Source organism: Rhizobium viscosum (assembly GCF_014873945.1).
Lineage (GTDB): Bacteria > Pseudomonadota > Alphaproteobacteria > Rhizobiales > Rhizobiaceae > Rhizobium > Rhizobium viscosum.
Genome location: NZ_JADBEC010000001.1, coordinates 761,467 through 783,987, shown reverse-complemented (window position 1 = coordinate 783,987; position 22,521 = coordinate 761,467). Strand labels below are relative to the sequence as shown.

Here is a 22,521-nt window from a genome sequence, read left to right as displayed (position 1 = left end):
TGCGAATGCAGCTTTTCGAAACTCATTGGCATTTGCGGCAAATTTGTCTCAAATTTTAATGATCGGTATTTTCGGGGCATTTCAGTCAAATTCTACCAGATGTCGTTAAGCATGGTGGCAGCCGCCGCCTGCAATTGCTGGGTTTTTGCCCCGCCGCTCTGCCACAAGAGTTAACGCAATGCTGAAATATGAGGAAAATCCGTCGCTTACCTGCTATTAACCACAAAATTCAAAGAGCCACGCAGATGGCCCAAAACGGGACTTTTAGCATTTTTGGGCTGTGGAAGGCGACTTTGCCTTATCCTTTCCTTAAGCCGCGGGGGCCTATTGTCCGGGTCAATGAAAGGCCTTTTCGGGCAGGTATTGCGTGCGTGTATTGAGTGACATTGGCGGTCGGGCGACAGCCCTCGTGGACCGGGCAGCTGCAAGCTGGCTCTCCCGCACGAGCGGCGGCGAAGCTGTGCGCCAGAGTGAGCTCACCATTCTGCGCCGCCTGGTATTCCTCTCCTCTGCCGCTCTTGTCGCCGCTCCGGTCGGCCTCTCCATCGTCACCAGCCCCGCAGTTGCGCTGCCGGCCGGCGTTGCCACGGTCTGCGCCGCCTTTCTTTTTTCCGCCGTCGGCAGCATCGCGCTCGCCCGCCAGGCTATTCCCCAGCACGCAGCCGCAGCCAGTGCCGACGATCTCTTCCTTGAGATGAGCCCGGGCCTCGTACTCTTCCTCGACCCGCATGGCAGCGTGACGATGACGGGCGGCCGCGACAAGCGCGACTATCTCGCCTGGATGCGCGACCTGAAAGGCCGTGGCTTCTTCGAACAGGTGCATGTTTCCGATCGCATCCTTTTCCTCCAGGCGCTGGATGCGCTACGCCAGGGCGAGGAAAAGGCGATCGTCGATCTGAGATTGGAGCGTCCCTCCGTCTCGCGCGATAACAGGCAGTTCGCTTACCTGCGCATGGACATGACCGCGCGGCGTGATGTCGACGGCGTGCTTTCGGCCGTCATCGCCCAGCTGCATGATGTTTCGGTGGAACAGCGGCTTCGCGCCGAGGCGCAGACGCGCGCGGCCGATGCGGAATCGGCCAACGATGCCAAATCCCGTTTCCTTGCCGCTGTCAGCCACGAGCTGCGCACGCCGTTGAATGCCATCCTCGGCTTTTCGGATATCCTCATCGGCGAATATTTCGGCAAGTTCGAGAACGAGCGCCAACGTGAATATGTCGGCCTGATCCGTGATTCCGGCGCGCATCTGCTTTCCGTCGTCAACACGATGCTGGATATGAGCAAGATCGAGGCCGGCCGCTACGAGCTGATGCTCGAAGCTTTCGATATCGGCGCGTCGATCCGCTCCTGCGAATCGATGCTGGCCCTGCAAGCGAAAAGCAAGGGCGTGACGCTCACGAGCCGTGTCCAGCGTGGTATCGGTGAGGTCGTGGCCGATCAGCGCGCACTGCAGCAGATCCTCATCAATCTCGTCGGCAATGCTGTAAAATTCACCGAAGCCGGCGGCGTGGTGACCGTCGATGCGGCCATGCGCGACGGTATTCTCAAGCTGACGGTCAGCGATACCGGCATCGGCATTCCCGCCGACAGGCTCGCCACACTCGGCCAACCTTTCGTCCAGATCCAGAATGATTATACCCGCCGATTCGAGGGCACGGGTCTTGGCCTCTCGCTGGTCAAGGGCCTGGTCGCCCTGCATGGCGGTCATTTCGCCATCGCCAGCCAGCCGGGCGAAGGCACGATCATCACCATCGAGATCGCCGCGGATGGTTCCGGCGCCTGCACCGGCGAGGATACCGGCCAGACGGGGACCGTCGAGTTTCCGCCGCGGCTGAAGAGTGCGGTGGATGCCGCAGAACTGGGGGAGGGGCTCTTCGATGGCCGCGCGCAAGCGAAAATCGCCTAAGGGCAGGAAAGGGCGGCAGCAGCCGGGCCTTTTGATGACCGGTGTGGCGGCGCTCGGCGGTGTGGGCCTGCAGGGCGCGACCGCGCTGGGTGGTCTCGGTCTCCAAGGGGCTGGCGCCCTCGGCGGCGTCATCGGCCGCAACCCTTCCATTGCCGGCGGCACGATCGCTTTCGTCGTCATCTTCTCTTTCGTCGCCGCCAATGCGCTCTGGTATCAGCCGGGCGCGCACCCGCATCCGATCTTCCGCACGCGCGATCCGGGCGCGCCAACCGCTATCGGCTTTCGTCCTCAGGCCGAGCAGCAAGGCGATGTCACCACGTTCCGCATCGAGCGGCCGGACGATGCCACCGCGACGACCCAGACCACGCCGCCACCTGCTGTTGCCGGCCAGCAGCCGAACCAGCTCGTGATGGATATCCAGAAGGAGCTGATCCGCCGCGGTCTCTATAACGGCAATGCAGACGGCGTCATCGGCCCACGCACCAGTGCCGCCATCCTCTTCTTCGAGGAAACGGTCGGCATGGCGCAGAGCGGCGATCCGACGCCTGAAGTGCTTGCCGCGCTCAAAACCGATGCCGCCGGTCCCTCGACCGTCCCTCCCGAGAAGCCTCGGGAAGATGTGACGTCGAAGGCGACGGAGGAAGACCCGGTCGCAGCTGCCATCCGCAGCGCCGAAAAGACCGTCAAGACGGCGCCATCGGCGCCGAAGCAGGTTCCGTTATCGGGCGTTTCCAATGTCGATATGGTGCTGAAGATTCAGAAGGGCCTGGTCAACATGGCCTACGCCAATGTCGGCGTCGACGGCGTCGCCGGTGACCAGACTCGCGCCGCTATCCGGCACTTCCAGAAGCACTATAATCTTCCGGAAAATGGCGAGCCGAGCGAAGCCGTGCTGAAGAAGCTCAAGGAAATCGGCGCGCTCTGAGCAATACCGGACTGAAATCAGCCCTGCCGCGACAGGGCTGACGGCTGACCCGCCAGCCGAAGGAGCCGGTAGTCCACCGTCTGCACTCGCCCCTCGACATCGACCACCTCTTCGATTGGTCCGATATTAATGGCAGCCGAGGTCCGGTAGCGCTTCGGCGCAATGCCGGTCACGCGCTTGAACGCATTGCTGAAGGCGCTTTCGGAGGTATAGCCGAGTGAAAGCGCCAGCGAGGAGACGGGCATCGAGCCCTCGCGAAGCGCGCGCTCGGCAAGGCGCATGCGCCAGGCGGTAAGATAGGTGAGCGGGGCGACGCCCGCGATCGTCTTGAAGCGCAATGCGAAGCTGGTGCGCGACATGCCGGCGGATTTCGCGAGTTCTCCAAGCTGCCAGTTATGCGCCGGGTCCGAATGCATCAGCCGCAGCGCCGGCGCGATCTTCTCGTCGCCGAAGGCACGCAACCAGCCGACCGTCAGCGGCTCCGATGTCATGATATGGACGCGCAGCACCTGCACGAAGATGAGCTGCGAAAGCTGCGCCGAGGCAAGCAGTGCGCCCGGTTTGCCCGCGGCCATTTCCCGCACCAGCTGGTCCAGCAGCCAGCGCAACACGCCGGCCTCAGCAAGGGTCGCCCGCACATGGATGACCGGCGGCAGCATGTCGAGCAGCAACGCCATGCCGGTCGGTCCAAGTGCGATATGCCCGCCGATATAGAGGAAATCCTCGCCGACGCCATGCCGCGCCATGCCATTGACCTTCTTTCCCTTGAAGGTCGTGACGGCATCGGCGGGCTCCAACGCAAGATCGGTTGCCAGCATGAAGGAATGCTTGCCGTTGAGCAGAACGACGTCGCCGGCTTCGAGCAGGATAGGCTCGCTGCCATTGTCGAGCACCAGCCAGCAGCGGCCTTTGGCCACCGCGCTGATCTTGATGCGGTTCGGCTGCGGAAAGGCAATCGCCCAGAGGCCGCCGGCAATCAGGCCGCCGGCCATCAGGCAGCGGGCATCGAGCAGGCTGAGTATTTCGGAGAGGGGATCGCTTCTCATCTTTGTACGATGGCGCAAGAAATCGGGATTTACAAGCATTCAGAATCCCGTCTGCCGGACATAGATACTTCCCGACCAGAGCAATTCCAGCAGGCGTGCGCAGCAGTTCTTGCGTCTCGAATTGCATAAAAACAAAGAGATAGAGCATTACCGTCACCCGTAGGGACGGAATCCTCTGGAAAGGAGACATTTCATGTCCACTCCCCAAGCTCCCATTGGTTCACGTTTCGGCGCAGCGTCCACGGCGCAAGAGGTGATTGCCGGCCATGACCTCACCGGCAAGGTGGCGATCGTCACCGGCGGTTATGCCGGTCTCGGCCTCGAAACCGCCCGCGTACTGGCGGCGGCCGGCGCCAAGGTGATCGTGCCCGCCCGCAATATCGAGAAGGCGAGGGCCGCTGGCGAAAGCGTGCCCGGCCTGATATTCGCCTATATGGACCTGATGGATCCTGATACGATCGACGAGTTCGCCGATCGTTTTCTCGAAGACGACAAGCCGCTGCATTTCCTCATCAACAATGCCGCCGTCATGGCCAACCCGCTGACGCGCGACAATCGCGGTTATGAATCGCAATTCTCCACCAACCATCTCGGCCACTTCCAGCTCGCCGCTCGCCTCTGGCCGGCGCTGGTAAAGGCGGAGGGCGCCCGTGTTGTTGCGGTCTCCTCGCGCGGCCATGTCCGCTCTGGCGTCGATTTCGACGATCCGATGTTCGAGAACCGCGAATATCAGCCCTATGTCGCCTATGGCCAGTCGAAGACCGCCAATGCGCTATTTGCCGTTTCGCTGGACGCTTTGGGCGCAAGAGAGGGCGTGAGGGCCTTCTCGCTTCATCCGGGCGGCATCGTCACGACCGATCTCATCCGCCACCAATCGCGCGAATATCTGCTGGCGAGTGGTTATGTGGATGCCGATGGCAACCCGGTCATCGACCCTGAAAACAACAAGAAGACCATTGCCCAGGGTGCGGCAACGACTGTCTGGTGCGCTGTCAGCGATGAGCTAAACGGTATGGGCGGCGTCTATTGCGAGAACTGCGATATCGCCAGGGCAGTGCCTGCCGACTCCGAGGAACTGCTCGGCGTGCGCCCCTGGGCGACCGATCCCGAGCTTGCCGAGCGCCTCTGGCAGATGAGTGAAAGACTGACGGGTCTGACGCAGAGCTGAAGGCATCGGAACGGTCTAAGACCTAAGTATAAGCGCCGCTATTCTTAGCCAGTTGTTAACCATGTTGTTTGAAGCTTCCCTAATGTAGCTTGGGGGAGCTCGATCATGCAGGCGTTGAAGGCGGTAGGGGAGAATGCCGTAAGCCCGGCCTATGAGCCGGATGGACCGGATCGCGACGCGCTGCGCCATATCCTCTCGCGCCTTGCCGAAGAGGCCTCCACGCTCGGCGTCGACCTCGTCGATATAGCCGGCGCCATCCAGGACATGGCGGCGATGTCCGCCCGCCATGCCGCGGCCTTTGATGACGTTACCCGCACAGCCCTTTCCATCGCCGAGACCAACCGCTCCGTCGCCGTTTCGTTGCGCGAGACGGACAGGACCGCCACGCAAGCGCGCCACATGCTGAAGGAATCGGCCGATCGTCTGTCCGGCTCGGTCTCGGAAATCCGTCACATGGTCCAGTCCTCGGAAGAGATCAGCACGGAAATCTCCGGCTTCTCCCGCTCGCTGACCGACGTGGACAAGGTGGCCGCCGAAATCAGCACCATCGCCCGCCAGACCAACCTTCTGGCACTCAATGCGGCAATCGAGGCCGCCCGCGCCGGCGAGGCTGGCAAGGGCTTTGCCGTCGTCGCCTCTGAGATCCGCGCCTTGTCGCTGCAGACCTCCAAGGCGACAGGTTCCATCCAGGAAACGCTGGAGCAGCTTCGGCTCAAGATCGACCGTCTCTCGGCTGTCGGCGGGGGCGCGCGCAAGAGTGCTTCTGGCGTCAGCGAAAAGTCCGAAGCGATGCGCGGCGCCTTCGAAAGCATGGAGCATGTCATCACCCGCATCCTCGATTCATCCGCGGTCATGGCCAACACGACCGAGGCCGTGGATCGCGATTGTGCCGGCTTCGTCGCCAAGCTCGGCGAAATGTCGGCCGAGGTGCTTGATTCCAACGGCCGGCTCCAGCAGGCGGCAAAACGCGTCGACAGCGTCGTCGGTCTGTCGGAAACGTTGATCCAGCTGACCGCGAGCGCCGGCGTGGAAACCGCCGACCGCCACTGGATCGAACAGGCCCAATCCATCGCCGGCCAGATATCGCATGCTCTGGAGCGTGCCGTCGCTGAAGGTGTAATCGGCATGGAGAGCCTGTTCAACCGGCAGTACCGGCCGATATCAGGCACCGATCCGATGCAGATGATGGCCCCTTTCACCGAACTCACCGACCGCCTCCTGCCGCCGATCCAGGAGCCGGTTGCCGGCTCCGACCAGCGCATCGCCTTCTGCGCCGCCGTCGATGAAAACGGCTACCTGCCAACCCATAATCGCAAATTCTCCGAGCCGCAGCGGCCGGGCGATGTCGTCTGGAATACGGCCAACTGCCGCAATCGCCGCATCTTCAACGATCGCGTCGGACTTGCTGCCGGCAGAAGTACTGCGCCCTTCCTCGTCCAGACTTACCGGCGGGACATGGGCGGCGGCAACTTCGTCATGATGAAAGATATTTCCGCCCCAATCTCCGTCCGCGGCAGGCATTGGGGTGGTTTGCGGTTGGCGGTAAAAGTATAGCGTTGCCGCCATCTGCCATCCAGTCTATGTCCCGCCCATGAGATTGCGCGCCGATATCTACGTTTCCGCTCTCGTCCGCAGGGTTTTCTCCGCCGGCGATTTTGCTGCCGTGGAGAAGAAGGGTGCGGAGGAAGCCGGCGCGATCTTCATTCGCCAGCGCTTCCGCGACGGGCTCGAAACCCTCTATGCGCCGGCCCCGCAGAGCTTCTTCGATGAGGAGAGCAGCGGCGACCGCCTGTTCGAAGTCAGGCTGGAACGCGCGGAGCCGGACAGGGTGCGGGAGATGCTGGAGCGCGAGCGCAAGTTCGACCCCGATCTCTGGATCGTCGAGCTGGAGGCAGACGAGATCTCGGAGCTCATCCCGATGGCCGGCTGATGGCTTGCCTTGAATTTACGGCAATTCCCGCCTAGTTTACCGCCATCCGCAATACCAACAGGATGTGTGCTCAATGGATATGAACCTGATCGCAACGCCAATTCGCCTTGCCATCGGGGATTTCTATGCCTGCATCCATTACACTTTCCAATCTTTCGTGGTCCACGCCTGACGGCTGGCCGCTTTTTTCCAATATCGATCTGAGCTTCAACGCTGAGCGCGCCGGCCTCGTCGGTCGCAACGGCGTCGGCAAGACAACGCTTCTGAAGCTGGTCGCCGGCGAACTGCAGCCACAGACCGGCTCCGTTGCCGTATCCGGCACCATAGGCATACTGCGCCAGAGTGTGCAGGTCGGGCCGGATGAAACGGTCGCCGATCTCTTCGGTGCAACGCAGGCACTTGCCATTCTCCGCCGCGCTGAAGGCGGCGAAGCGAGCGGCGATGAACTCGCTTCCGCTGACTGGGCGCTCGAAGCGCGCATGGAAGCCGCACTGGAACGTGCCGGTCTCATCGCCGTGCCGCAGACGCTGCTGGCAGCGCTCTCCGGCGGCCAGCGCACCCGCGCGGCACTCGCCGCCCTGATCTTCGAAGATCCGGATTTCCTCATCCTCGACGAGCCGACCAACAATCTGGACCGGGATGGGCGAGAAGCGGTGATTTCGCTTCTCGGCGGCTGGCGCCACGGCGCCCTGATCGTCAGCCATGACCGCGAACTGCTGGAGACGATGGATGCCATTGTCGAGCTGACGACTTTGGGCGCCACCCGCTACGGCGGAAACTGGAGCGATTACCGCGCCCGCAAGGCGCTTGATCTTGCTGCCGCCGAACACGATCTGGCGGACGCCAAAAAACGTGTGGCGGAGGTCGCCCGCAGCGCGCAGGAAACGGCTGAGCGCAAGGCTCGCAAGGACAGCGCCGGCAAGAAGAAAGCGGCCAAGGGTGATATGCCGCGCATCGTTGCCGGCGGCCTGAAGCGGCAGGCGGAGAATACCAGTGGCGAGAATGCCCGCCTCGCCGAACGGCGTCACACGCAGGCGCTTGCGGATGCCGAGGAGGCGCGCAGGCGCATCGAGATCCTGCAGCCGCTCTCTGTCAAGCTGCCCTCGACCGGCCTGCCGCCAGGCAGATCGGTGCTGAGGATCGATGCCGTCACTGCCGGCTACGAGGCGGAGAAGCCCATCATCCGCAAACAGTCCTTTGAGGTCACCGGCCCCGAACGTATTGCCGTCACCGGCCCGAACGGCTCGGGCAAGACGACGTTGCTTGCGTTGATTTCAGGTGATCTCCAGCCGTGGGAAGGAACGGTCCGCGTGCTGACCTCCGTCTCGATGCTCGACCAGCGCGTCAGCCTGCTCGACCCCAAGACCTCGATCCGCGACAATTTCCGGCGGCTGAACCCGCAATCGGACGAGAATGCCTGCCGCGCAGCACTCGCCCGCTTCATGTTCCGGGCGGACGCGGCGCTGCAGATCGTCTCTACTTTGTCGGGAGGCCAGCTTTTGCGCGCCGGCCTAGCCTGCGTTCTCGGCGGTGCGACGCCGCCGTCGCTGCTGATCCTCGACGAGCCGACCAACCACCTCGACATCGATTCCATCGCTGCCGTCGAAGCAGGCCTCAGAGCCTATGACGGCGCGCTGCTGATTGTCAGCCATGACGAGGTGTTTCTGGAGATGGTCGGCATCACGCGTCGGCTCGAGTTGCCGGCGCGCTGAAGCCCTCACCAAAGATGCTCTGACTCGTTGAATCGACGCGTCAGGTTTTCCGATACCGTGGGTCGTAAACGCTTCTTTAGCGCGCCCGGTTGACGCTCTTGAGGTCGCGCAGCGGCGCCTGCCGGATGAATCGATAGGCGGGAGCCTGCGTCTGGGCTGCGGGAGCCGGCTCAGCAGCGGCCGGACGGTCCCGATTGTAGGTGTAGCTGTCGGCCCGCCGCCAGGCCTCGACGCGGGAATGGCACTCTTCCGGGTCCAACGCATCGAGGACGAGGAAGGCGCGGCTGACATTGTGCTGCACTTCGGCAAGATGTGGATAGAGTTTTTCCAGCACGAAGACGGAATCGAGGAAGTCCATGCCGAGGCTCGTCAAGGTGGTGGCGAGCTGCTGGCCCGAGAGATCGAGCATGATGCGCTCGGCAAGCCATCGGCTGGCCGACAGTGCATCGGCAAGTGCGGTGGCGAAATGCGTGGCTTCCCGTGAGCGGGCAAAGCGCACCAGCAGCGCCTCCTGGATATCGGACAGTGAGCGAAGGCCGAGCCGGTCCTCATCATTGCGGCCGAGATGGCCGGCAAGGCCGCGGATGCGCTCGCGCAGCGCCTCTTCATTGGCAAGACGCTGTGTTTCCTCCTGGTCCGCTTCGGTTGCAGCAGGCATCGGCGAAAGCGGCATGGCCGGCTGTTCGGCAGGTGTGGCGGCGGATGAGCGGGGCTCGGCCTGGCGCAGCGCCACCAGCGCATCGATCACCTTGGGTGACAGGGAATCACGGCTGACGATCGCCTTCACATGCGCAGCACCATGGGTGCGGGCAATAGTGATCAGCGTGTCGTCGCTGATTGCCTTGGAGGAGGTGAGGAAAGGAGCGGCGACTTCGATCGGCTGGTTGCCGATGAAGAGTGCGACTGCTGCCGGCATATTCGCGCACTGGGAAAGGGCGGCTACGGCCTGACGCCTTGCCTCTTCGGAAGAGGCCTGGAAAAGCGGCATGAAGAGTTCGGCAAACTGGCGCAGTTCGGAGCGTGTCGGATGCGACAGGTTCTCGAAACTGCTGACAGTCGCCATTAACACCACGTCCTTCTTCCTGATGGCCAAAGGGCCCTCTAGGTCTCGAAACCGGTCACGCACAAGCACACCCTGAAAACGCAGAACAAGCGGGAGACCGTGGACCGACAAACGCTGGCGGGACGCATGTCAGACATACGGTTATGAACAAATCCTACACCGGCACGGTTAATGGATGCTGAAGATTCTATTAAAATGCAACAGAAAAATACACGTTTCGCGTGTCGTTGATTGGTGAGCCGGCAAAATAAAATTGAACGCCCCGGAAGCGGGCCGATTTTCAGTTTTTAAAGATGTAGATAAATAGCCGGCAAATAATCTAAAGGACCTTACGGCCTCTGAGTGCAGACAGCAGTTTGTCGTGATCGTCGTGGCCCGACTGGTAAAGGTCGAGCGCGGTCGAAGCAGCGAACTGCGCTTCGACACTTCTGATGTCGATATGCTTTTCCGCGCACCACGCATCCAGCGCACCGCGCAGCACATCCAAATCTTCTGAGGTGAAGGCGGAGTTATACAGAAAGGACATGGCTGCTCTCCGCATTACGGCAAGAGCACGTATAATCTCCCAGGCGGCCATCGCCTTAAAACTCTTGGCCGATAGGATCAGGATACACCCATCCACCCTTGTCGCAATTAATATTTTTGTGACGCATATTTGCAACACCTGCGGACCAACGGACGCTTCAGCGGAGAAGAACTGTTAACTATGTGAATTATCTCTAATTTTATCGAGCGGCTTTCAGCCCGTCTTTTCTTTTCCGCGACTGAAACCAAACAACCATTCTGCGCGTTATCTCAACGTCGAGCAGACTGCTGAGAGCAGTGGCTGAATATTAGTAATCTGTTAACGGTCGTGTGTCTCAATTCGGACAGGAACGACGCGATTTGGGGAATACGGATCGTGGAAGCTCCGCAACATCACGGTATTTCGATCAGGTGCCGTGAGAAAGGCGCGAATGCCCTCGGTCCGGTTCATCCGGCGCTTGAGGACGCGCTGGCCCGCAGCATGGCGGGCAGGGTGAAATCCATCGCAAGTTCATCCGTCTCGGGCAGTGCATGGAGACGAGAATGGCAATTGTAGTCGCATTGGCGGACCGGTTGCGCGAGGCGCCGCGCCGCACGGGCAGGGAGCCCGGCGAAGCAAAAATCCTCTGGTTCACCGGCGTCCGTTACGAACGGATTGTCGAAACCCCGAAGAAAAATCCGGCGCATTCTGCGCCGCGCGTCAAGAATAAGTAACCGACGAAAACAACCTTAAAGTGTGTTGTCGCGATCTTCCAGATCCGCTCACCACTCTTTAAGTCCTTGTTTGACGCATGTCGTTATCGCAAAACTGCTGCACACTTTTGCGCGACATGCTTTAGCGGGCGTCGATCTCGTCGCAGCCCGCTTCTGTCAGGAAGGCGCGCGCAGCTTCGTCAAAGCTTGCCTGCGGCGCCAGCGTGCGCAGCACTGCATAGCCCTCGGGATGCGCCATCTCCACCATGATCGTCTGCTGCAGTTCTTGCGGCAGGTTCTTGCGGAGGTCCGTCAATTGGATCGGGCTTGCCGCGACAACATCGAGCGCACCGCCGACGGAGGTGCGGTCGTTCATACTGAAGACCTCGTTTGAGGCGCTGTCATAGATCGCCATCGACCAGAAGGGCACGTTGCCCTTGGCGGTGAAGTGCACCGGCGCCTCGCTCACATCGAAGGAGCAGACGGCGGTGCGCATGAAGGGATCGCCATTGGCAAGCCCTGCCTCGTCATAGCGCCCGGTCAACAGATAGAAATTGTTCGGATCGCCCTCCGCCTCCACACGCGTCGCCGCATCGCGACCCGTGAAGTGCGGCAGCGCGAGAATGATGACGAGGTGCAGAAGTGCTGCACCGAAAAGCCCGGCGAGGAGAGCGAAGAACACCCTAAGCATTGCCGCACCCGATCTTGGTGAGCTTCGGCATGGAGAGGTCGATCACCCCGGAGCTGCCGGCTGTCGGCGTGTCGAACAGCGTCAGTACCAGCCGGAACGTGCCGGCCTGCGGGAGCGCCAGCCAGTTGCCGGGCCGGGCATGTGATGAGATGTCGATGGTGAAGCTGCTGTCCGGCTGGCGCAGCACCGTCCATGAATTCAGCGCCGCCGGCAGGGACTGCTGCAGCGAGGCGGGGTTGCCGGCATTGTCGGCGGTAAACAGCGTCCACAGCCGCGCCGGCGGCGTCTGGCCGATGATGCGGTAGTGGCAGGCGGCATTCAGCCGCTCGCCGTTATCGTCGACACTTGCTGTAAAGGTCAGACCTTCGGCGCTGCCATAGAGCAGCTTTCCGGCGCGCGCGCGGTGCGATTTCGCATAGGGGTCGGCGTCGACGGTCTGGAGTTCCGGAAAGGCCTCCCACGCCCCGAGCTTGATCGCCCCAAATCCCTGCGTCGCATCCAGCGCATAAAGCGAAATCACAATGCCGCCGCCGAAGGCGACGATCAGCGTGATCAGGATGAAAAGGGGAAACCGAAACACCTTGCGCCCTTGAAGATCAAATCAGTTGAAAGGGTTACCACTGATTCTGGCAGGGTGGAATGCCGTGAGGCGATGTGTCCCCCAAGTCTTGGCAAACCGGATGTTGGTTTGACTAAAATAGCGGAAGCATCACTCTGCGCTCGCCACCTTCTGCACTTCAAGCGGTGCAGCATCCTTCAGCTTTTCGCCGATGCCCTTGAGAATGGTTGTCGATTGCACCGAGAGCATACGCGGGCGAATGAGGGTCGGGACGCCGTCCTTCGGCTTGCTAGCCTGGGCCTTGGCGACATCCTCTTCGGATGGCAGCGGGTTTTCGATGCCCGGAATGGCCCTCAGCGTGACGCCCTGATGGGCATAGTCCATGGCGCGCTTGAACGTCATGGCGGGCAGCGAACCGCCGGTCATGTTGTTGGTCGACGTGTAGTCGTCGTTCCCGAACCAGACGGCGCAGGTATAGTTGCCGGTAAAGCCCACGAACCAGGCATCGCGATAGGCCTGCGTCGTCCCCGTCTTGCCGGCGGTAACGACGCCGTTGTCGAGGGCTGCCTTTCGCGCTGTACCCACATAGGGCACCCGCGACAGCATCTGGTTCATGTAGCTGTCCGCCTGTTCGGAAAGCACCCGTTGGGCGGGTGGTTCGTCGCGATCGAAATCGTAGAGAACGTCGCCATCGTAATCGAGGATCTGCGTGATGCCATGACGGCGGGACTGGTAGCCGCCGGTCGGGAACACCGCATAGGCCGTTGCCTGATCAAGCACCGTCACCTCGGACGTGCCGATCGGGATCGTCACGTCGTCGCGGATCGGCGTTTCGACGCCCATGGCCTTGGCCATGGCGCGGATCGGCTGAATGCCGAGCTTTTCCTTGGCAAGGCGCACCGGAATGGTATTGATCGACTGGGCGACCGCGGTTTCCAGCGTGATACGCCCGGCATAGCGGTTTGCGTAATTGTGCGGGCTCCAGTTGCCCCAGGAGATGGGCGCGTCGATGATCGTCGTCTTCGGCGTCATCCCGCTCTCCATGGCCACCGAATAGGTATAGACCTTGAAGGAGGAGCCCGGCTGGCGCAGCGCCTTGGTGGCGCGGTTGAACTGGCTCTCGCCATAGTCGCGTCCACCGACCATGGCGCGCACGGCACCGCCGTTTTCGATCATCACCATCGCGCCCTGTTTGGCGTGATAGGCCTCGCCATATTCGCGCAGCGACGTCTCGACGGAATCGTCCGCCGCCTGCTGGATGCCCATGTCGATCGTGGTGCGCACGATCAGCGAGCGCTGATGGAAGCGCGGTGACAGGCGCTGCACCTCGTCGAAGGCCCAATCGAGGAAGAAGTCCGGCGATTCCACCTCGTTGCGGTCGACGACGGTGGCGGGATTACGCCGCGCCGCAATCACCTGTCCCTCGGTCATCAGCCCGCTCTGGACGAGGTTGGTCAGCACCTCGTTGGCGCGGGCACGCGCCGCCGGCAGGTTCACATGCGGGGCATATTTTGCCGGTGCTTTGAAGAGGCCGGCGAGCATGGCGGATTCGGCCAGATTCACGTCGGTGATGTTCTTGCCGAAATAGAATTGCGCCGCAGCCGCGGCCCCGAATGTGCCGCCGCCCATATAGGCGCGGTCGAGATAGGTCGCGAGGATCTCTTTCTTGGAGAGATTGGCTTCGAGCCACAGCGCCAGGAAAGCCTCGGTGATCTTGCGGTCGATCGAGCGCTCGTTGGAGAGGAACAGGTTCTTGGCGAGCTGCTGCGTCAGCGTCGAACCACCCTGGACGACTTCGCCGGCCTGGGCATTGGTGACCATGGCGCGAAAGAGGCCGACGACGTCGATGCCGAAATGGTCGAAGAAGCGGCGGTCTTCGGTCGCGAGGACGGATTTGATCAGCGAATCCGGCAGCTCGTCGATCGGCACGGAATTCTGATGGATCACGCCGCGATGGCCGATGACATTGCCGTAGCGGTCGAGAAAGGTGACGGCGAAATCGCCGCGGTTGCGCCAGTCTTCCTTGGTAGCTTCGAAAGCCGGCTGGGCGAGTGCCAGCATCAGCACCATGCCGACGGCGCCGAGCGTCAATCCTTCGCCGGCGAGTTCGAACACCGCGCGTTTCCAGCCGCGAACGCGGAAGCGGCGGAAGAAGATGGTGGTGTCTTCCCAGATTTCGGCGGCGCGGAAGCCAGCATTCCAGATGGTCGAGTCGATCCACGAATCGATACGCAGCAACAGGTGTCGGTTTTTCGACTGCTGCTTCTGAGGCTTCCTGCCTTGCCCTTTTTCGGGTTCGTCTGGCCCATTATCTGGGTTGTCCGGATCCTGCACGTCCTATATTCCCGCCTGAGCACGCTCGGCGACCGTGAACCCGGACGCCGAGCGGGGCCTGAAAGGGGCCACAACTCTCCGGATAGCCGGAGCAAGTTGAATGATTGGTTGATTTTGCGCACAAGAACAAGAGAGTTGAATGGTCGTCACGCGAATTTGCGGGCGGCTGTTGCAAGAAACGAGTGATGAACGATCTGCCCTTCTGGAAGCGCAAGACGCTTGCCGAAATGAATGCCGAAGAGTGGGAAAGCCTCTGCGACGGCTGCGGCCTCTGTTGCCTCAACAAGCTCGAGGAATGGGATAGCGGCGACGTCTATTTCACTTCGGTCCGCTGCAAGCTGCTCGACAGCGAGAGCTGTCAATGTTCCAGCTATCCGAACCGCTGGGATTTCGTGCCTGACTGCGTACAGCTCACCAAGGAGAATGTCTCCGAGATCGCATGGCTGCCGCCGACCTGCGGCTATCGCCTCGTCAATGAGGGCCGCGATCTCTACTGGTGGCACCCGCTGGTATCAGGGGATCCGGAAACCGTCCACGCTGCCGGCATCTCGGCCCGCGGCCGCACCATCAGCGAAAACGACGTAGATGTCGATGATTTCGAGGATTATGTCGTCGACTGGCCGCTGACGGTCGGAGAGGACGCCGAAAAAAACCGGGAAGCCCAGGAAAAGGCCGGCTGACCGCTACGGCCAGGTGCCATGGGGGATCTGGAACAGATGCCGGATGCGCGTCGTCAGCGTGGTCGGATGGCTGGCTTCAGCCGATACGCCCGCGCTGAAGTGATGTTTCTCGGATTCGATCCGCCGCGACAGCAGCAGACCCAGTTCTTCGGCAAGCGCCGGCCGCTCCTGCATGATCGCGGCGAGGTGATCCTTGGCGATCTCGTAGACCACGACCGATGTGAGCGCACGGATATTGGCCGGCTCCAGCGCCCCCATCAGCACACCGCGTTCCCCGAACAGGTCGCCCGGCGCAATTCTGGCAAGCTCGATAACCTCGCTGCCCTCGTGCCGCTCGACGATGGCAACGCCGCGCCGCACGATCATCAGGGAAGTCAGTGATGTATCCTGCGTCGCAATCAGGGCGTCCTTGCGGAAGTTCAGCCGCTTCATGTCAGCGGCAAGCGACTCCTTCTCGTCTTCCGTCAGCGTCGAGAAAAGCGGGATGGCATTGAGCAGGCGCCAGGCCGAGTTCGGATGTTTTCCGGCCTCTTCCTGCGGATCGGCAACGGGAATTGCCGGCGAACCCGCGGGTGCGGCAAGCTGCAGGCCTGCCGCCTTGGTATGGCGATAGACGAGATCGTAGACTTCGTTCCGGGCGGCGGTCGCTTCGCCCAGTCCGGAGACGCGGAAGGAGAGTTCGAATTCGATGGCGTTGCCGTCCAGCCCCGTGATGCTGACGACGGGGGCTGGGGATTTCAGGATGGCGTTGCTGCTGAGCAGCACCGTGCGCATCGTCTCTTCGATAGTCGCCGGTGGGATCGAGGGAACAACCCGGATCTTCAGCGAGACGCCATGGGCTTCTTCGGGGCTCGTCAGGTTCGTCAGCCGCGCCTTGGCAAGCGCGCTGTTGGGAACGATGACGAGGTCGTTGGTGCCGTTCAGAAGATGGGTCGAACGCCAGTTCGTCTCCACCACGCGGCCCTGCACGCCGTCGTCGAGGACGATCCAGTCGCCGACGCTGTAATGTCGGCCGAGATTGAGCGCGATGCCAGAGAAGACGTCGTTCAGCGTGCTCTGTAGCGCAAGGCCGAGCACGATGGCGAAGACGCCCGATGTCGCAATCAGAGGGCCGATCTGGGCGCCGAAGACATAGGTTACGACTGAAAGTGCTGCGCCGACATAGATGATGGCGACAATGAGGTCCTGCAGCAGACGCGCCTCGCGCGGCTTGCGCTCGAAGATCAGGAAGAGCCGCACCGAACTTGCCAGCACCATCGCCCCGCCGATCCACCAGACCGCCTTGGCGACCCCGACGAAAATGCGCCGGAAAAGATCCGTCGCTTTGCCCATGTCTGACGTATAGGGCGCAATCTCGTTCTCAATGAGCAGCAGCGTCAGCAGTGCAAAGAAGACGAAATTGGCGATCAGCCGGAAGGTCGGGTTTCGTCCGAAGATGAACCGTGCCACGGCGCTGAGCAGAACGAGAGCGATAAACTGATACAGCGGATCGTCCAGCATAGTCCATGACATGCATTGCATCCTGGTTGGGGCGTTCGACCCTATATCACGGATGAAGAAGTCCTGTCCTCTGACACGAATGGATAGGGTATCGCCACCGGTGACGTCGGCCGGCCGCAACCGCTGCTGCGACCGGCCGACGTGGCGGCTATTTCGCGGCGTATGCCTCGAGTGCCTGGACGAGCTTCAGTCCTGCTTCGGCGCGTGCGGCATTCGGATAGTTCCGGTTCGCCAGCATCGTCAGCCCGATATGCGCCTTCGGCACCAGCACGACATAAGCGCCGAAGCCGTTCGTCGATCCGGTCTTGTTCATCAGCACTGATGTCTGCGGCGCAAGCGGCTTCGCCCGCTGTTTGACCGGCTGGCTTTCCAAACTCATCTTGGCCGAGTTGCCGTCGAGGAGCTTCTTGAGCGCCACGGGCCAGGCATATTGCTCCCAGACCATGTCCTGCGTGTAATAGGCCGTATCGAAATAGCCCGTATGCGTCTTCTCGATCGCCGCCTTGAATTCAGGTGCCAGAGCATCCGGCTTCAAATTCAGCTCCAGCAGATGCACCATGTCGCGGGCTGTGGTCTTGATGCCGTAGGCTTCGTCGTCAAGGACGCCGGGTCCGACGCGGACCGGCTTGTTGGCTTTGGAATAACCGAAGGCGTAACGATCCATGGCACCAGGCGGAACCGCGATGAAGGTGCTCTTGAGACCGAGGGCAGGGAACAGCTCGCCTTCGGCCGCCTGCCTGTAAGTGCCGCCAAGACGCTCACCGGAGATCCGCCCGAGAAGGCCGATGCTGACATTGGAATAGGAGCGCATGGTGCCCGCCTTGTAGGCCGGCTTCCAGCTTTTCAGATAGGTCATCAGCCCGGCATCGTCAGTCACGCTGTCCGGCACCTGCAGCGGCAGGCCGCCGGACGTATGGGTGGCGAGATTGACCAAGGTGATCCTGTCGAAGGCGCTGCCCTTGAGCTCCGGCAGATAGGTCGAAACCGGCTGCTCCATCGACAACAGACCGCGCTGTTCGGCAAGTGCGGCAAGCGTGACATTAAAAATTTTGCTGACGGAGCCGAGCTCGAAAATCGTGTCGCTGGTGACGGGCGCTTTGGTCTCGCGCGAGGCTTCACCATAGGTGTAATAGAATTCCGAGCCATTGATCGTCACGCCGACGGCCAGTCCGGGGATGTCGTATTCCCTGATCACCGGCTGAAAAACGCGATCGACTATCTCCTGGAACGCGTTGTCCGTCATGTCTGCTGCATGGAGCGGGCTCGCCGACAAGGCGAGGGCGATGAGGCAGTGTCTCATATTCACGAGCGGTTCCTCTCTGTGCATCCGGCAATATGGCCGATACACGGTCGATAGCGTGGCCCTTTGTCCCTCCACAAACGATAAGAACTCGCAGGAGACCCTAGTTTAATTTGGGCTCGAGGGCGGCAAGAAAGAGCCGCAGTTCCCGCTCCACGTAATCGGCCACAGCTCCCTCGGACGAGAAGCCCCACCAGAGCAGCGATCCTTGCCATTGCGAGAGCATCAGCCGGGCAATGGTCTGCGCTTGCCTCTGTCCCTCGAAACGCTCGGCAAGCGCTGCCGTCAGCGCAGCACCCCAGGCCCCGCCACGGGCGCGCAGCACCGGATCGCGGAAATCCTCGCGCAGCAGAAGCAGGCCTTCTGCATAGGAGGCGGGATTATCGCCATAGTCTTGGGAAAGACCGGTCAGCAGCGCGATCGCCCCATCCGCGGTCTTCGGCAGCGTATCGGCGAGCCGCGCCGTTTCCGCATCCAGCCGGTCCCAGGCGTAGAGCAGGGCGGCGCGCAGCATGCCGGCTTTGGTAGCGAAGCGCTGCACCAGCGTCGAGCCGGAAAGGCCGCTCGCCTTCGAGACCGCCGCAAAGGTCGCCGCATCCGGCCCCTCGGACTGGATCACATCGAAAACCATCGAAAGCAGCTGTTCATCTGAAAGCGTACGCGGACGCGGCATGAAATTTCCTCTTGCGTTCGCCATATTTATGAACGAACGTTCGTTTATATACAAGTAGGTCGACGAGGCCGGTTAGTTATTTCTAGCGGGGAGGACAGTGAAGTGACAGCGAACTTGAAGGGAAAGGTGGCGCTTGTTGCCGGCGGAACGCGCGGTGCGGGCCGCGGCATTGCGGTGGAACTGGGCGCGGCAGGCGCGACCGTCTATGTGACTGGCCGCACGACCCGCACGCAGCAATCCGAATATGGCCGGCCTGAGACCATCGAGGAGACCGCCGAACTGGTGAGCGCGGCGGGTGGGCGCGGCATCGCCGTGCAGGTGGATCATCTGTTTCAGGAGCAGGTCGAAGCGCTGGTTGCCCGCATCCGCGCGGAGGAGGGCAGGCTCGATATCCTCGTCAACGATATCTGGGGCGGCGAGCATCTGACGGAGTGGAACAAGCCGGTCTGGGAACATTCCCTCGACAAGGGCCTGCGCATGCTGCGGCTTGCCATCGACACCCATTTCATCACCGCCCATTACGCGCTGGCGCTGATGATCGAGCGGCCGGGTGGATTGCTGGTGGAGGTGACCGATGGCACGGCAGAGTACAACGCCACACATTACAGACTCTGCCCCTATTACGATCTGGTGAAAACGGGCACGAACCGCATGGCCTGGGCGCACGCCAAGGATCTCGCACCCCATGGCGCGACCGCCGTCTCACTTTCGCCCGGCTGGATGCGCTCGGAAATGATGCTGGAAATCTATGGCGTGACGGAAGCCAATTGGCGCGACGGCACAAAAGTCCAACCGCATTTCGTCATCTCGGAAACGCCGCGTTTCACCGGGCGGGCGGTCACCGCACTCGCCGCCGATCCCGACCGCAACAGATGGAATGGTCAGTCGCTCTCAAGCTTCCAGCTGGCCGACGCCTACGGCTTCACCGATCTCGACGGCACGCGGCCGGACTGCTGGCGTTACCTCGCCGAGGTGCAGGAACCCGGCAAGCCGGCGGATGACACCGGATATCGCTGATCGGACGCTGCCGCCGAGGGATCGATCCCCATGCGAATCTGCTAGTCTCCTGGCGAAGAGGGAGCTCGCATGGCTTTGCGGATCGTTTCATTGAATGCCTGGGGCGGCAGCATCCACGCGCCGCTGATCGACTATCTGGCAAATGTGGACGCTGACGTCTTCTGCCTGCAGGAAGTGGTCCGGTCCGCAGCCGATACGCCGGGATGGCTGGAATATCGCGACGGCGGCGTCGTGCTGCCGCAGCGCGCCCATCTCTATGACGAGATCGCCGCCGTTTTCCCCGGCCATGACGGCTTCTTCTGCCCCTTCGCGCGGGGCGATCTCTTTCACGGTGAGGCGGTCTTCCCGACCGAATTCGGCATCGCCACCTTCGTGCGTAAGTCGCATGCGATAATCGGCCAGGCGGTGGACTTCATCCATGGCGGTTTCTCGTCCAATGGCTGGGGTGAACATCCGCGTTCGCGTAATGCCCATTGCATCCGCCTGTTCGATCATGCCGGCGGCTTTTCCCTCACCATCGCCCAGCTTCACGGCCTGCGCGATCCCGCCGGCAAGGGCGATATTCCGGCCCGGCATGCCCAGGCGGATGCACTCGTCGAGCTGATCGAACGCGTCTGGCCGGGTGATGAGCGCCTCGTCGTTTGCGGCGATTTCAACGTGCTGCCTGACAGCATAACCTTCGAAAAGCTTGGCCGTCTCGGCCTCAACGATCTCGTCACCGGCAGGGGTTTTACCGATACCCGCACCTCACTCTATCCGAAGGATGGGCGCTTTGCCGATTATATGCTGGTGACGCCGGAGGTGGTGGTGGAGCGCTTCGAGGTAGTGGAGCAGCCCGAGGTTTCCGATCACCGGGCTCTTCTGATCGAACTGGCCTAACGCAGCTTGAAGTGCTTCTCCAGGTCGGCGATCTGCTCGCTATTGAGCTGTCGCACCTTCATGCCGCGCGTGATGATCGAAAGCTTCGCCGCCTCTTCCAGCTCTTCGATCGCGAAGACGGCGGAATCGAGCGTGGTGGCCGAAACGATCGGCCCGTGGTTTTCCAGAAGCACCGCGCTGTGCTCACCGGCGATTTCGGCAATCAGCGGCTTCACATCGGTCGAGCCCGGCCGCGTATAGGGCACGACAGGCACCTTGCCGACGCGCATCACCACATAGGGCGTCAATGGCGGAATAGCGTCCTTGGGATCGGTGTCGGCAAGGCAGGAAAGGGCAGTCGCATAGGTAGAATGCAGATGTACCACCGCGCCCGTCTGCGGCCGCTTCTCATAGAAGGAGAAGTGCAGCGGCAGTTCCTTGGTCGGTGCATCGCCCGAGAGGTGATTGCCGTCGCTGTCGAGCTTCGACAGCCGCTCAGGATCGAGGAAGCCCAGGCAGGAATTGGTCGGTGTTGCGAGATAGAAGTCCGTGGTCTTTACAGAGATATTGCCCGAGGAGCCGGCCGTAAGCCCGCGCTCGAAAAGCGATTTTCCCCAGCGGACGATGGCTTCGCGCAACGCTGCCTCATTCATGGCCTGCAATCCTGTCCAGAGCCTTGGCGAAAAAGTCGGGCGAGCCGAAATTGCCGCTCTTCAGCGCGAGTCCGATCGGCCGCGCCGGCCGGCCGCGTTCGGACACCAGAACCGGCACGCCGGGATCGATCTCCGCACCAATGGTCATATGCTTGAGACCGAGTGCCTCAACGACCGCACCAGAGGTCTCCCCGCCGCCGACAACGATCTGGCACGTGCCGGAATCGGCGAGCCGCTTGGCAAGGCCGCCGAAGAAATCCTCAAGGATCTTTGCCGATTCCTCGCGGCCGAAGCGCTGCTGCACGAAGCTCACGACATCCGGCGAGGTGGTGGAGTAAACAATCGGATTGTCGGCCGCATTGGCAGTGACCCAGCTGGCTGCGCGCTCCACCGACATGGTGCCACGCACGATGGCTGCCGGATCGATCGAGAGGCCTGGATGGTTCTGCAGATGGCAAGCGACCTGGTTCTGCGAGGCGAGCGAACAGGAGCCGCAGAGGACGACGCCGAGGCCAGTAACGATGGGCACTTCGGCGGGAACACCGGAAAGCTTGCCGCGCTTGGCGAAATTGCGCACCAGCCCCTGCGCCAGTCCCGATCCGCCGGTCACCAGCGCATGGTCGGCGACGGCTTCACCGATGGTTATCAGATCGGCATCCTCGATGGCATCGACGACGACGAGGCGGTTGCCATCGGTCAGCTCGTCGCGCAGGCGGCTTCGAATGGCGCCGGAACCTTCGCGCACCGTATCGAGCGTGATGCTGCCGACACCGCCGCGCGTCTGGTACCGCAGCCAACGGCGGATATCGGGATCGGTCATCGGCGTCAGCGGATGGTTCTCCATTCCGGATTCGCTGAGCAGCTTGTCCTTGACGAAGAGATGGCCCATGAAGACCCGCCTTCCGGTCGCCGGAAAGGCCGGGCAGAAGACGGTGACATCGGCGCCCGTCAACCGCTGCAGGGCCTCGGCCACTGGGCCGATATTGCCTTCACGCGTGGAATCGAAGGTCGAGCAATACTTGAAGAAGATCTGCTCGCAACCCTGATCCAGCAGCCAGCGCGCCGCATCCATGGATTGCAACACCGCATCCTCGACTGGGATCGAGCGCGTCTTCAGCGCCACCACACCGGCTTCGCAATTCACCTTGCCGCGGCCGGGGCCGACGAACTGCATGGTCGACATGCCGCCGCGGGCAAGGGTATTGGCCAGATCGCTGGCGCCGGTGAAATCGTCGGCAATGGCTCCAAGCAGCATGTCAGGCAGGCTCCGGCAGTCTGTTGTTCAAAG

Annotated in this window: 21 protein-coding genes; 10 read left to right on the top strand and 11 right to left on the bottom strand. The window is 61.8% G+C overall.

Going from position 1 to position 22,521, the window contains the following annotated elements; translation table 11 throughout:
* Positions 1 to 367 precede the first annotated feature (367 nt).
* Together H4W29_RS03980 and H4W29_RS03975 are read left to right on the top strand one after the other, a co-directional pair.
* Positions 368 to 1,906, top strand: a complete 1,539-nt coding sequence (locus H4W29_RS03980) for a sensor histidine kinase (protein ID WP_192727767.1) — start codon at positions 368 to 370, stop codon at positions 1,904 to 1,906.
* Positions 1,878 to 2,831 carry a peptidoglycan-binding domain-containing protein gene (locus H4W29_RS03975; protein WP_192727766.1) on the top strand — a complete coding sequence of 318 codons (954 nt, stop codon included), beginning with the start codon at positions 1,878 to 1,880 and terminating at the stop codon, positions 2,829 to 2,831. The genes H4W29_RS03980 and H4W29_RS03975 overlap by 29 nt, the downstream gene beginning before the upstream one ends.
* A gap of 17 nt (positions 2,832 to 2,848) precedes the next feature.
* On the opposite strand, the gene H4W29_RS03970 is transcribed toward H4W29_RS03975, so the two are convergent.
* On the bottom strand, positions 2,849 to 3,916 hold the full coding sequence (locus H4W29_RS03970) for an AraC family transcriptional regulator (protein WP_192727765.1): 1,068 nt from the start codon (positions 3,914 to 3,916) through the stop codon (positions 2,849 to 2,851).
* Between the two features lie 154 nt (positions 3,917 to 4,070).
* On the opposite strand from H4W29_RS03970, the gene H4W29_RS03965 reads away from it, so the two are divergent.
* The 4 genes from H4W29_RS03965 to H4W29_RS03950 all read left to right on the top strand — a co-directional run bounded on the left by H4W29_RS03965 (position 4,071) and on the right by H4W29_RS03950 (position 8,687).
* Positions 4,071 to 5,045, top strand: a complete 975-nt coding sequence (locus H4W29_RS03965; protein ID WP_192727764.1) for an oxidoreductase — start codon at positions 4,071 to 4,073, stop codon at positions 5,043 to 5,045.
* A 105-nt stretch (positions 5,046 to 5,150) separates the two neighbouring features.
* The gene (locus H4W29_RS03960) at positions 5,151 to 6,599 is read left to right on the top strand and encodes a methyl-accepting chemotaxis protein (protein ID WP_192727763.1); all 1,449 of its coding nucleotides are present in this window, start codon (positions 5,151 to 5,153) and stop codon (positions 6,597 to 6,599) included.
* Positions 6,600 to 6,636: 37 nt separating this feature from the next.
* Positions 6,637 to 6,975 carry a DUF1491 family protein gene (locus H4W29_RS03955; protein WP_192727762.1) on the top strand — a complete coding sequence of 113 codons (339 nt, stop codon included), beginning with the start codon at positions 6,637 to 6,639 and terminating at the stop codon, positions 6,973 to 6,975.
* A gap of 125 nt (positions 6,976 to 7,100) precedes the next feature.
* On the top strand, positions 7,101 to 8,687 hold the full coding sequence (locus H4W29_RS03950; RefSeq protein ID WP_192727761.1) for an ABC-F family ATP-binding cassette domain-containing protein: 1,587 nt from the start codon (positions 7,101 to 7,103) through the stop codon (positions 8,685 to 8,687).
* Positions 8,688 to 8,763: 76 nt separating this feature from the next.
* Here H4W29_RS03950 and H4W29_RS03945 read toward each other — a convergent pair whose 3' ends face one another.
* Positions 8,764 to 9,813 (bottom strand): DUF2336 domain-containing protein, encoded by a 1,050-nt coding sequence (locus H4W29_RS03945; protein WP_192727760.1) that lies wholly within the window; start codon positions 9,811 to 9,813, stop codon positions 8,764 to 8,766.
* 256 nt (positions 9,814 to 10,069) lie between these two features.
* The gene (locus tag H4W29_RS03940) at positions 10,070 to 10,276 is read right to left on the bottom strand and encodes a hypothetical protein (RefSeq protein ID WP_192727759.1); all 207 of its coding nucleotides are present in this window, start codon (positions 10,274 to 10,276) and stop codon (positions 10,070 to 10,072) included.
* A gap of 542 nt (positions 10,277 to 10,818) precedes the next feature.
* Between H4W29_RS03940 and H4W29_RS03935 the strand changes: the two genes are divergently transcribed.
* Complete coding sequence (locus tag H4W29_RS03935; RefSeq protein WP_192727758.1) at positions 10,819 to 10,989, top strand: hypothetical protein; 171 nt, start codon at positions 10,819 to 10,821, stop codon at positions 10,987 to 10,989.
* Positions 10,990 to 11,110: 121 nt separating this feature from the next.
* On the opposite strand, the gene H4W29_RS03930 is transcribed toward H4W29_RS03935, so the two are convergent.
* The 3 genes from H4W29_RS03930 to H4W29_RS03920 all read right to left on the bottom strand — a co-directional run bounded on the left by H4W29_RS03930 (position 11,111) and on the right by H4W29_RS03920 (position 14,552).
* Complete coding sequence (locus tag H4W29_RS03930; protein WP_192727757.1) at positions 11,111 to 11,659, bottom strand: DUF1254 domain-containing protein; 549 nt, start codon at positions 11,657 to 11,659, stop codon at positions 11,111 to 11,113.
* A complete protein-coding gene (locus H4W29_RS03925) occupies positions 11,652 to 12,239 on the bottom strand; it encodes a DUF1214 domain-containing protein (RefSeq protein ID WP_192727756.1) in 588 nt (195 codons plus the stop codon). Before H4W29_RS03925 ends, H4W29_RS03930 begins: the two co-directional genes overlap by 8 nt.
* A 129-nt stretch (positions 12,240 to 12,368) precedes the next feature.
* Positions 12,369 to 14,552, bottom strand: a complete 2,184-nt coding sequence (locus H4W29_RS03920) for a transglycosylase domain-containing protein (RefSeq protein ID WP_192727755.1) — start codon at positions 14,550 to 14,552, stop codon at positions 12,369 to 12,371.
* Between the two features lie 185 nt (positions 14,553 to 14,737).
* On the opposite strand from H4W29_RS03920, the gene H4W29_RS03915 reads away from it, so the two are divergent.
* A complete protein-coding gene (locus H4W29_RS03915; protein ID WP_192727754.1) occupies positions 14,738 to 15,232 on the top strand; it encodes a YcgN family cysteine cluster protein in 495 nt (164 codons plus the stop codon).
* A 3-nt stretch (positions 15,233 to 15,235) separates the two neighbouring features.
* On the opposite strand, the gene H4W29_RS03910 is transcribed toward H4W29_RS03915, so the two are convergent.
* The 3 genes from H4W29_RS03910 to H4W29_RS03900 all read right to left on the bottom strand — a co-directional run bounded on the left by H4W29_RS03910 (position 15,236) and on the right by H4W29_RS03900 (position 18,705).
* Positions 15,236 to 16,744: a mechanosensitive ion channel family protein gene (locus H4W29_RS03910; RefSeq protein ID WP_192727753.1), complete on the bottom strand. Its 1,509-nt coding sequence runs from the start codon at positions 16,742 to 16,744 to the stop codon at positions 15,236 to 15,238.
* Positions 16,745 to 16,880: 136 nt separating this feature from the next.
* Positions 16,881 to 18,032: a class C beta-lactamase gene (gene ampC, locus H4W29_RS03905; RefSeq protein ID WP_210332238.1), complete on the bottom strand. Its 1,152-nt coding sequence runs from the start codon at positions 18,030 to 18,032 to the stop codon at positions 16,881 to 16,883.
* Between the two features lie 103 nt (positions 18,033 to 18,135).
* Entirely contained in the window at positions 18,136 to 18,705 is a 570-nt protein-coding gene (locus tag H4W29_RS03900) for a TetR/AcrR family transcriptional regulator (protein ID WP_192727751.1), read from the bottom strand.
* A 102-nt stretch (positions 18,706 to 18,807) separates the two neighbouring features.
* On the opposite strand from H4W29_RS03900, the gene H4W29_RS03895 reads away from it, so the two are divergent.
* Positions 18,808 to 19,722, top strand: coding sequence for an SDR family oxidoreductase (locus H4W29_RS03895; protein ID WP_192727750.1), 915 nt, complete (start codon positions 18,808 to 18,810; stop codon positions 19,720 to 19,722).
* Positions 19,723 to 19,791: 69 nt separating this feature from the next.
* Positions 19,792 to 20,601: an endonuclease/exonuclease/phosphatase family protein gene (locus H4W29_RS03890; protein ID WP_192727749.1), complete on the top strand. Its 810-nt coding sequence runs from the start codon at positions 19,792 to 19,794 to the stop codon at positions 20,599 to 20,601.
* Here H4W29_RS03890 and otnC read toward each other — a convergent pair.
* Both otnC and otnK read right to left on the bottom strand, forming a co-directional pair.
* A complete protein-coding gene (gene otnC / locus H4W29_RS03885) occupies positions 20,598 to 21,233 on the bottom strand; it encodes a 3-oxo-tetronate 4-phosphate decarboxylase (protein WP_192727748.1) in 636 nt (211 codons plus the stop codon). The genes H4W29_RS03890 and otnC overlap by 4 nt on opposite strands.
* A complete protein-coding gene (gene otnK, locus H4W29_RS03880; protein WP_192727747.1) occupies positions 21,226 to 22,488 on the bottom strand; it encodes a 3-oxo-tetronate kinase in 1,263 nt (420 codons plus the stop codon). The genes otnC and otnK overlap by 8 nt, the downstream gene beginning before the upstream one ends.
* Positions 22,489 to 22,521 lie beyond the last annotated feature (33 nt).

What these genes read in the sequence shown, in the direction of transcription:
- H4W29_RS03975 (WP_192727766.1), top strand. Translation starts at nt 1,878, where the DNA reads ATGGCCGCGCGCAAGCGAAAATCGCCTAAGGGCAGGAAAGGGCGGCAG.
- H4W29_RS03970 (WP_192727765.1), bottom strand. Translation starts at nt 3,916, where the DNA reads ATGCTTGTAAATCCCGATTTCTTGCGCCATCGTACAAAGATGAGAAGC.
- H4W29_RS03965 (WP_192727764.1), top strand. Translation starts at nt 4,071, where the DNA reads ATGTCCACTCCCCAAGCTCCCATTGGTTCACGTTTCGGCGCAGCGTCC.
- H4W29_RS03960 (WP_192727763.1), top strand. Translation starts at nt 5,151, where the DNA reads ATGCAGGCGTTGAAGGCGGTAGGGGAGAATGCCGTAAGCCCGGCCTAT.
- H4W29_RS03955 (WP_192727762.1), top strand. Translation starts at nt 6,637, where the DNA reads ATGAGATTGCGCGCCGATATCTACGTTTCCGCTCTCGTCCGCAGGGTT.
- H4W29_RS03950 (WP_192727761.1), top strand. Translation starts at nt 7,101, where the DNA reads ATGCCTGCATCCATTACACTTTCCAATCTTTCGTGGTCCACGCCTGAC.
- H4W29_RS03940 (WP_192727759.1), bottom strand. Translation starts at nt 10,276, where the DNA reads ATGTCCTTTCTGTATAACTCCGCCTTCACCTCAGAAGATTTGGATGTG.
- H4W29_RS03935 (WP_192727758.1), top strand. Translation starts at nt 10,819, where the DNA reads ATGGCAATTGTAGTCGCATTGGCGGACCGGTTGCGCGAGGCGCCGCGC.
- H4W29_RS03930 (WP_192727757.1), bottom strand. Translation starts at nt 11,659, where the DNA reads ATGCTTAGGGTGTTCTTCGCTCTCCTCGCCGGGCTTTTCGGTGCAGCA.
- H4W29_RS03915 (WP_192727754.1), top strand. Translation starts at nt 14,738, where the DNA reads ATGAACGATCTGCCCTTCTGGAAGCGCAAGACGCTTGCCGAAATGAAT.
- H4W29_RS03910 (WP_192727753.1), bottom strand. Translation starts at nt 16,744, where the DNA reads ATGTCATGGACTATGCTGGACGATCCGCTGTATCAGTTTATCGCTCTC.
- ampC (WP_210332238.1), bottom strand. Translation starts at nt 18,032, where the DNA reads ATGAGACACTGCCTCATCGCCCTCGCCTTGTCGGCGAGCCCGCTCCAT.
- H4W29_RS03900 (WP_192727751.1), bottom strand. Translation starts at nt 18,705, where the DNA reads ATGCCGCGTCCGCGTACGCTTTCAGATGAACAGCTGCTTTCGATGGTT.
- H4W29_RS03890 (WP_192727749.1), top strand. Translation starts at nt 19,792, where the DNA reads ATGGCTTTGCGGATCGTTTCATTGAATGCCTGGGGCGGCAGCATCCAC.
- otnC (WP_192727748.1), bottom strand. Translation starts at nt 21,233, where the DNA reads ATGAATGAGGCAGCGTTGCGCGAAGCCATCGTCCGCTGGGGAAAATCG.
- otnK (WP_192727747.1), bottom strand. Translation starts at nt 22,488, where the DNA reads ATGCTGCTTGGAGCCATTGCCGACGATTTCACCGGCGCCAGCGATCTG.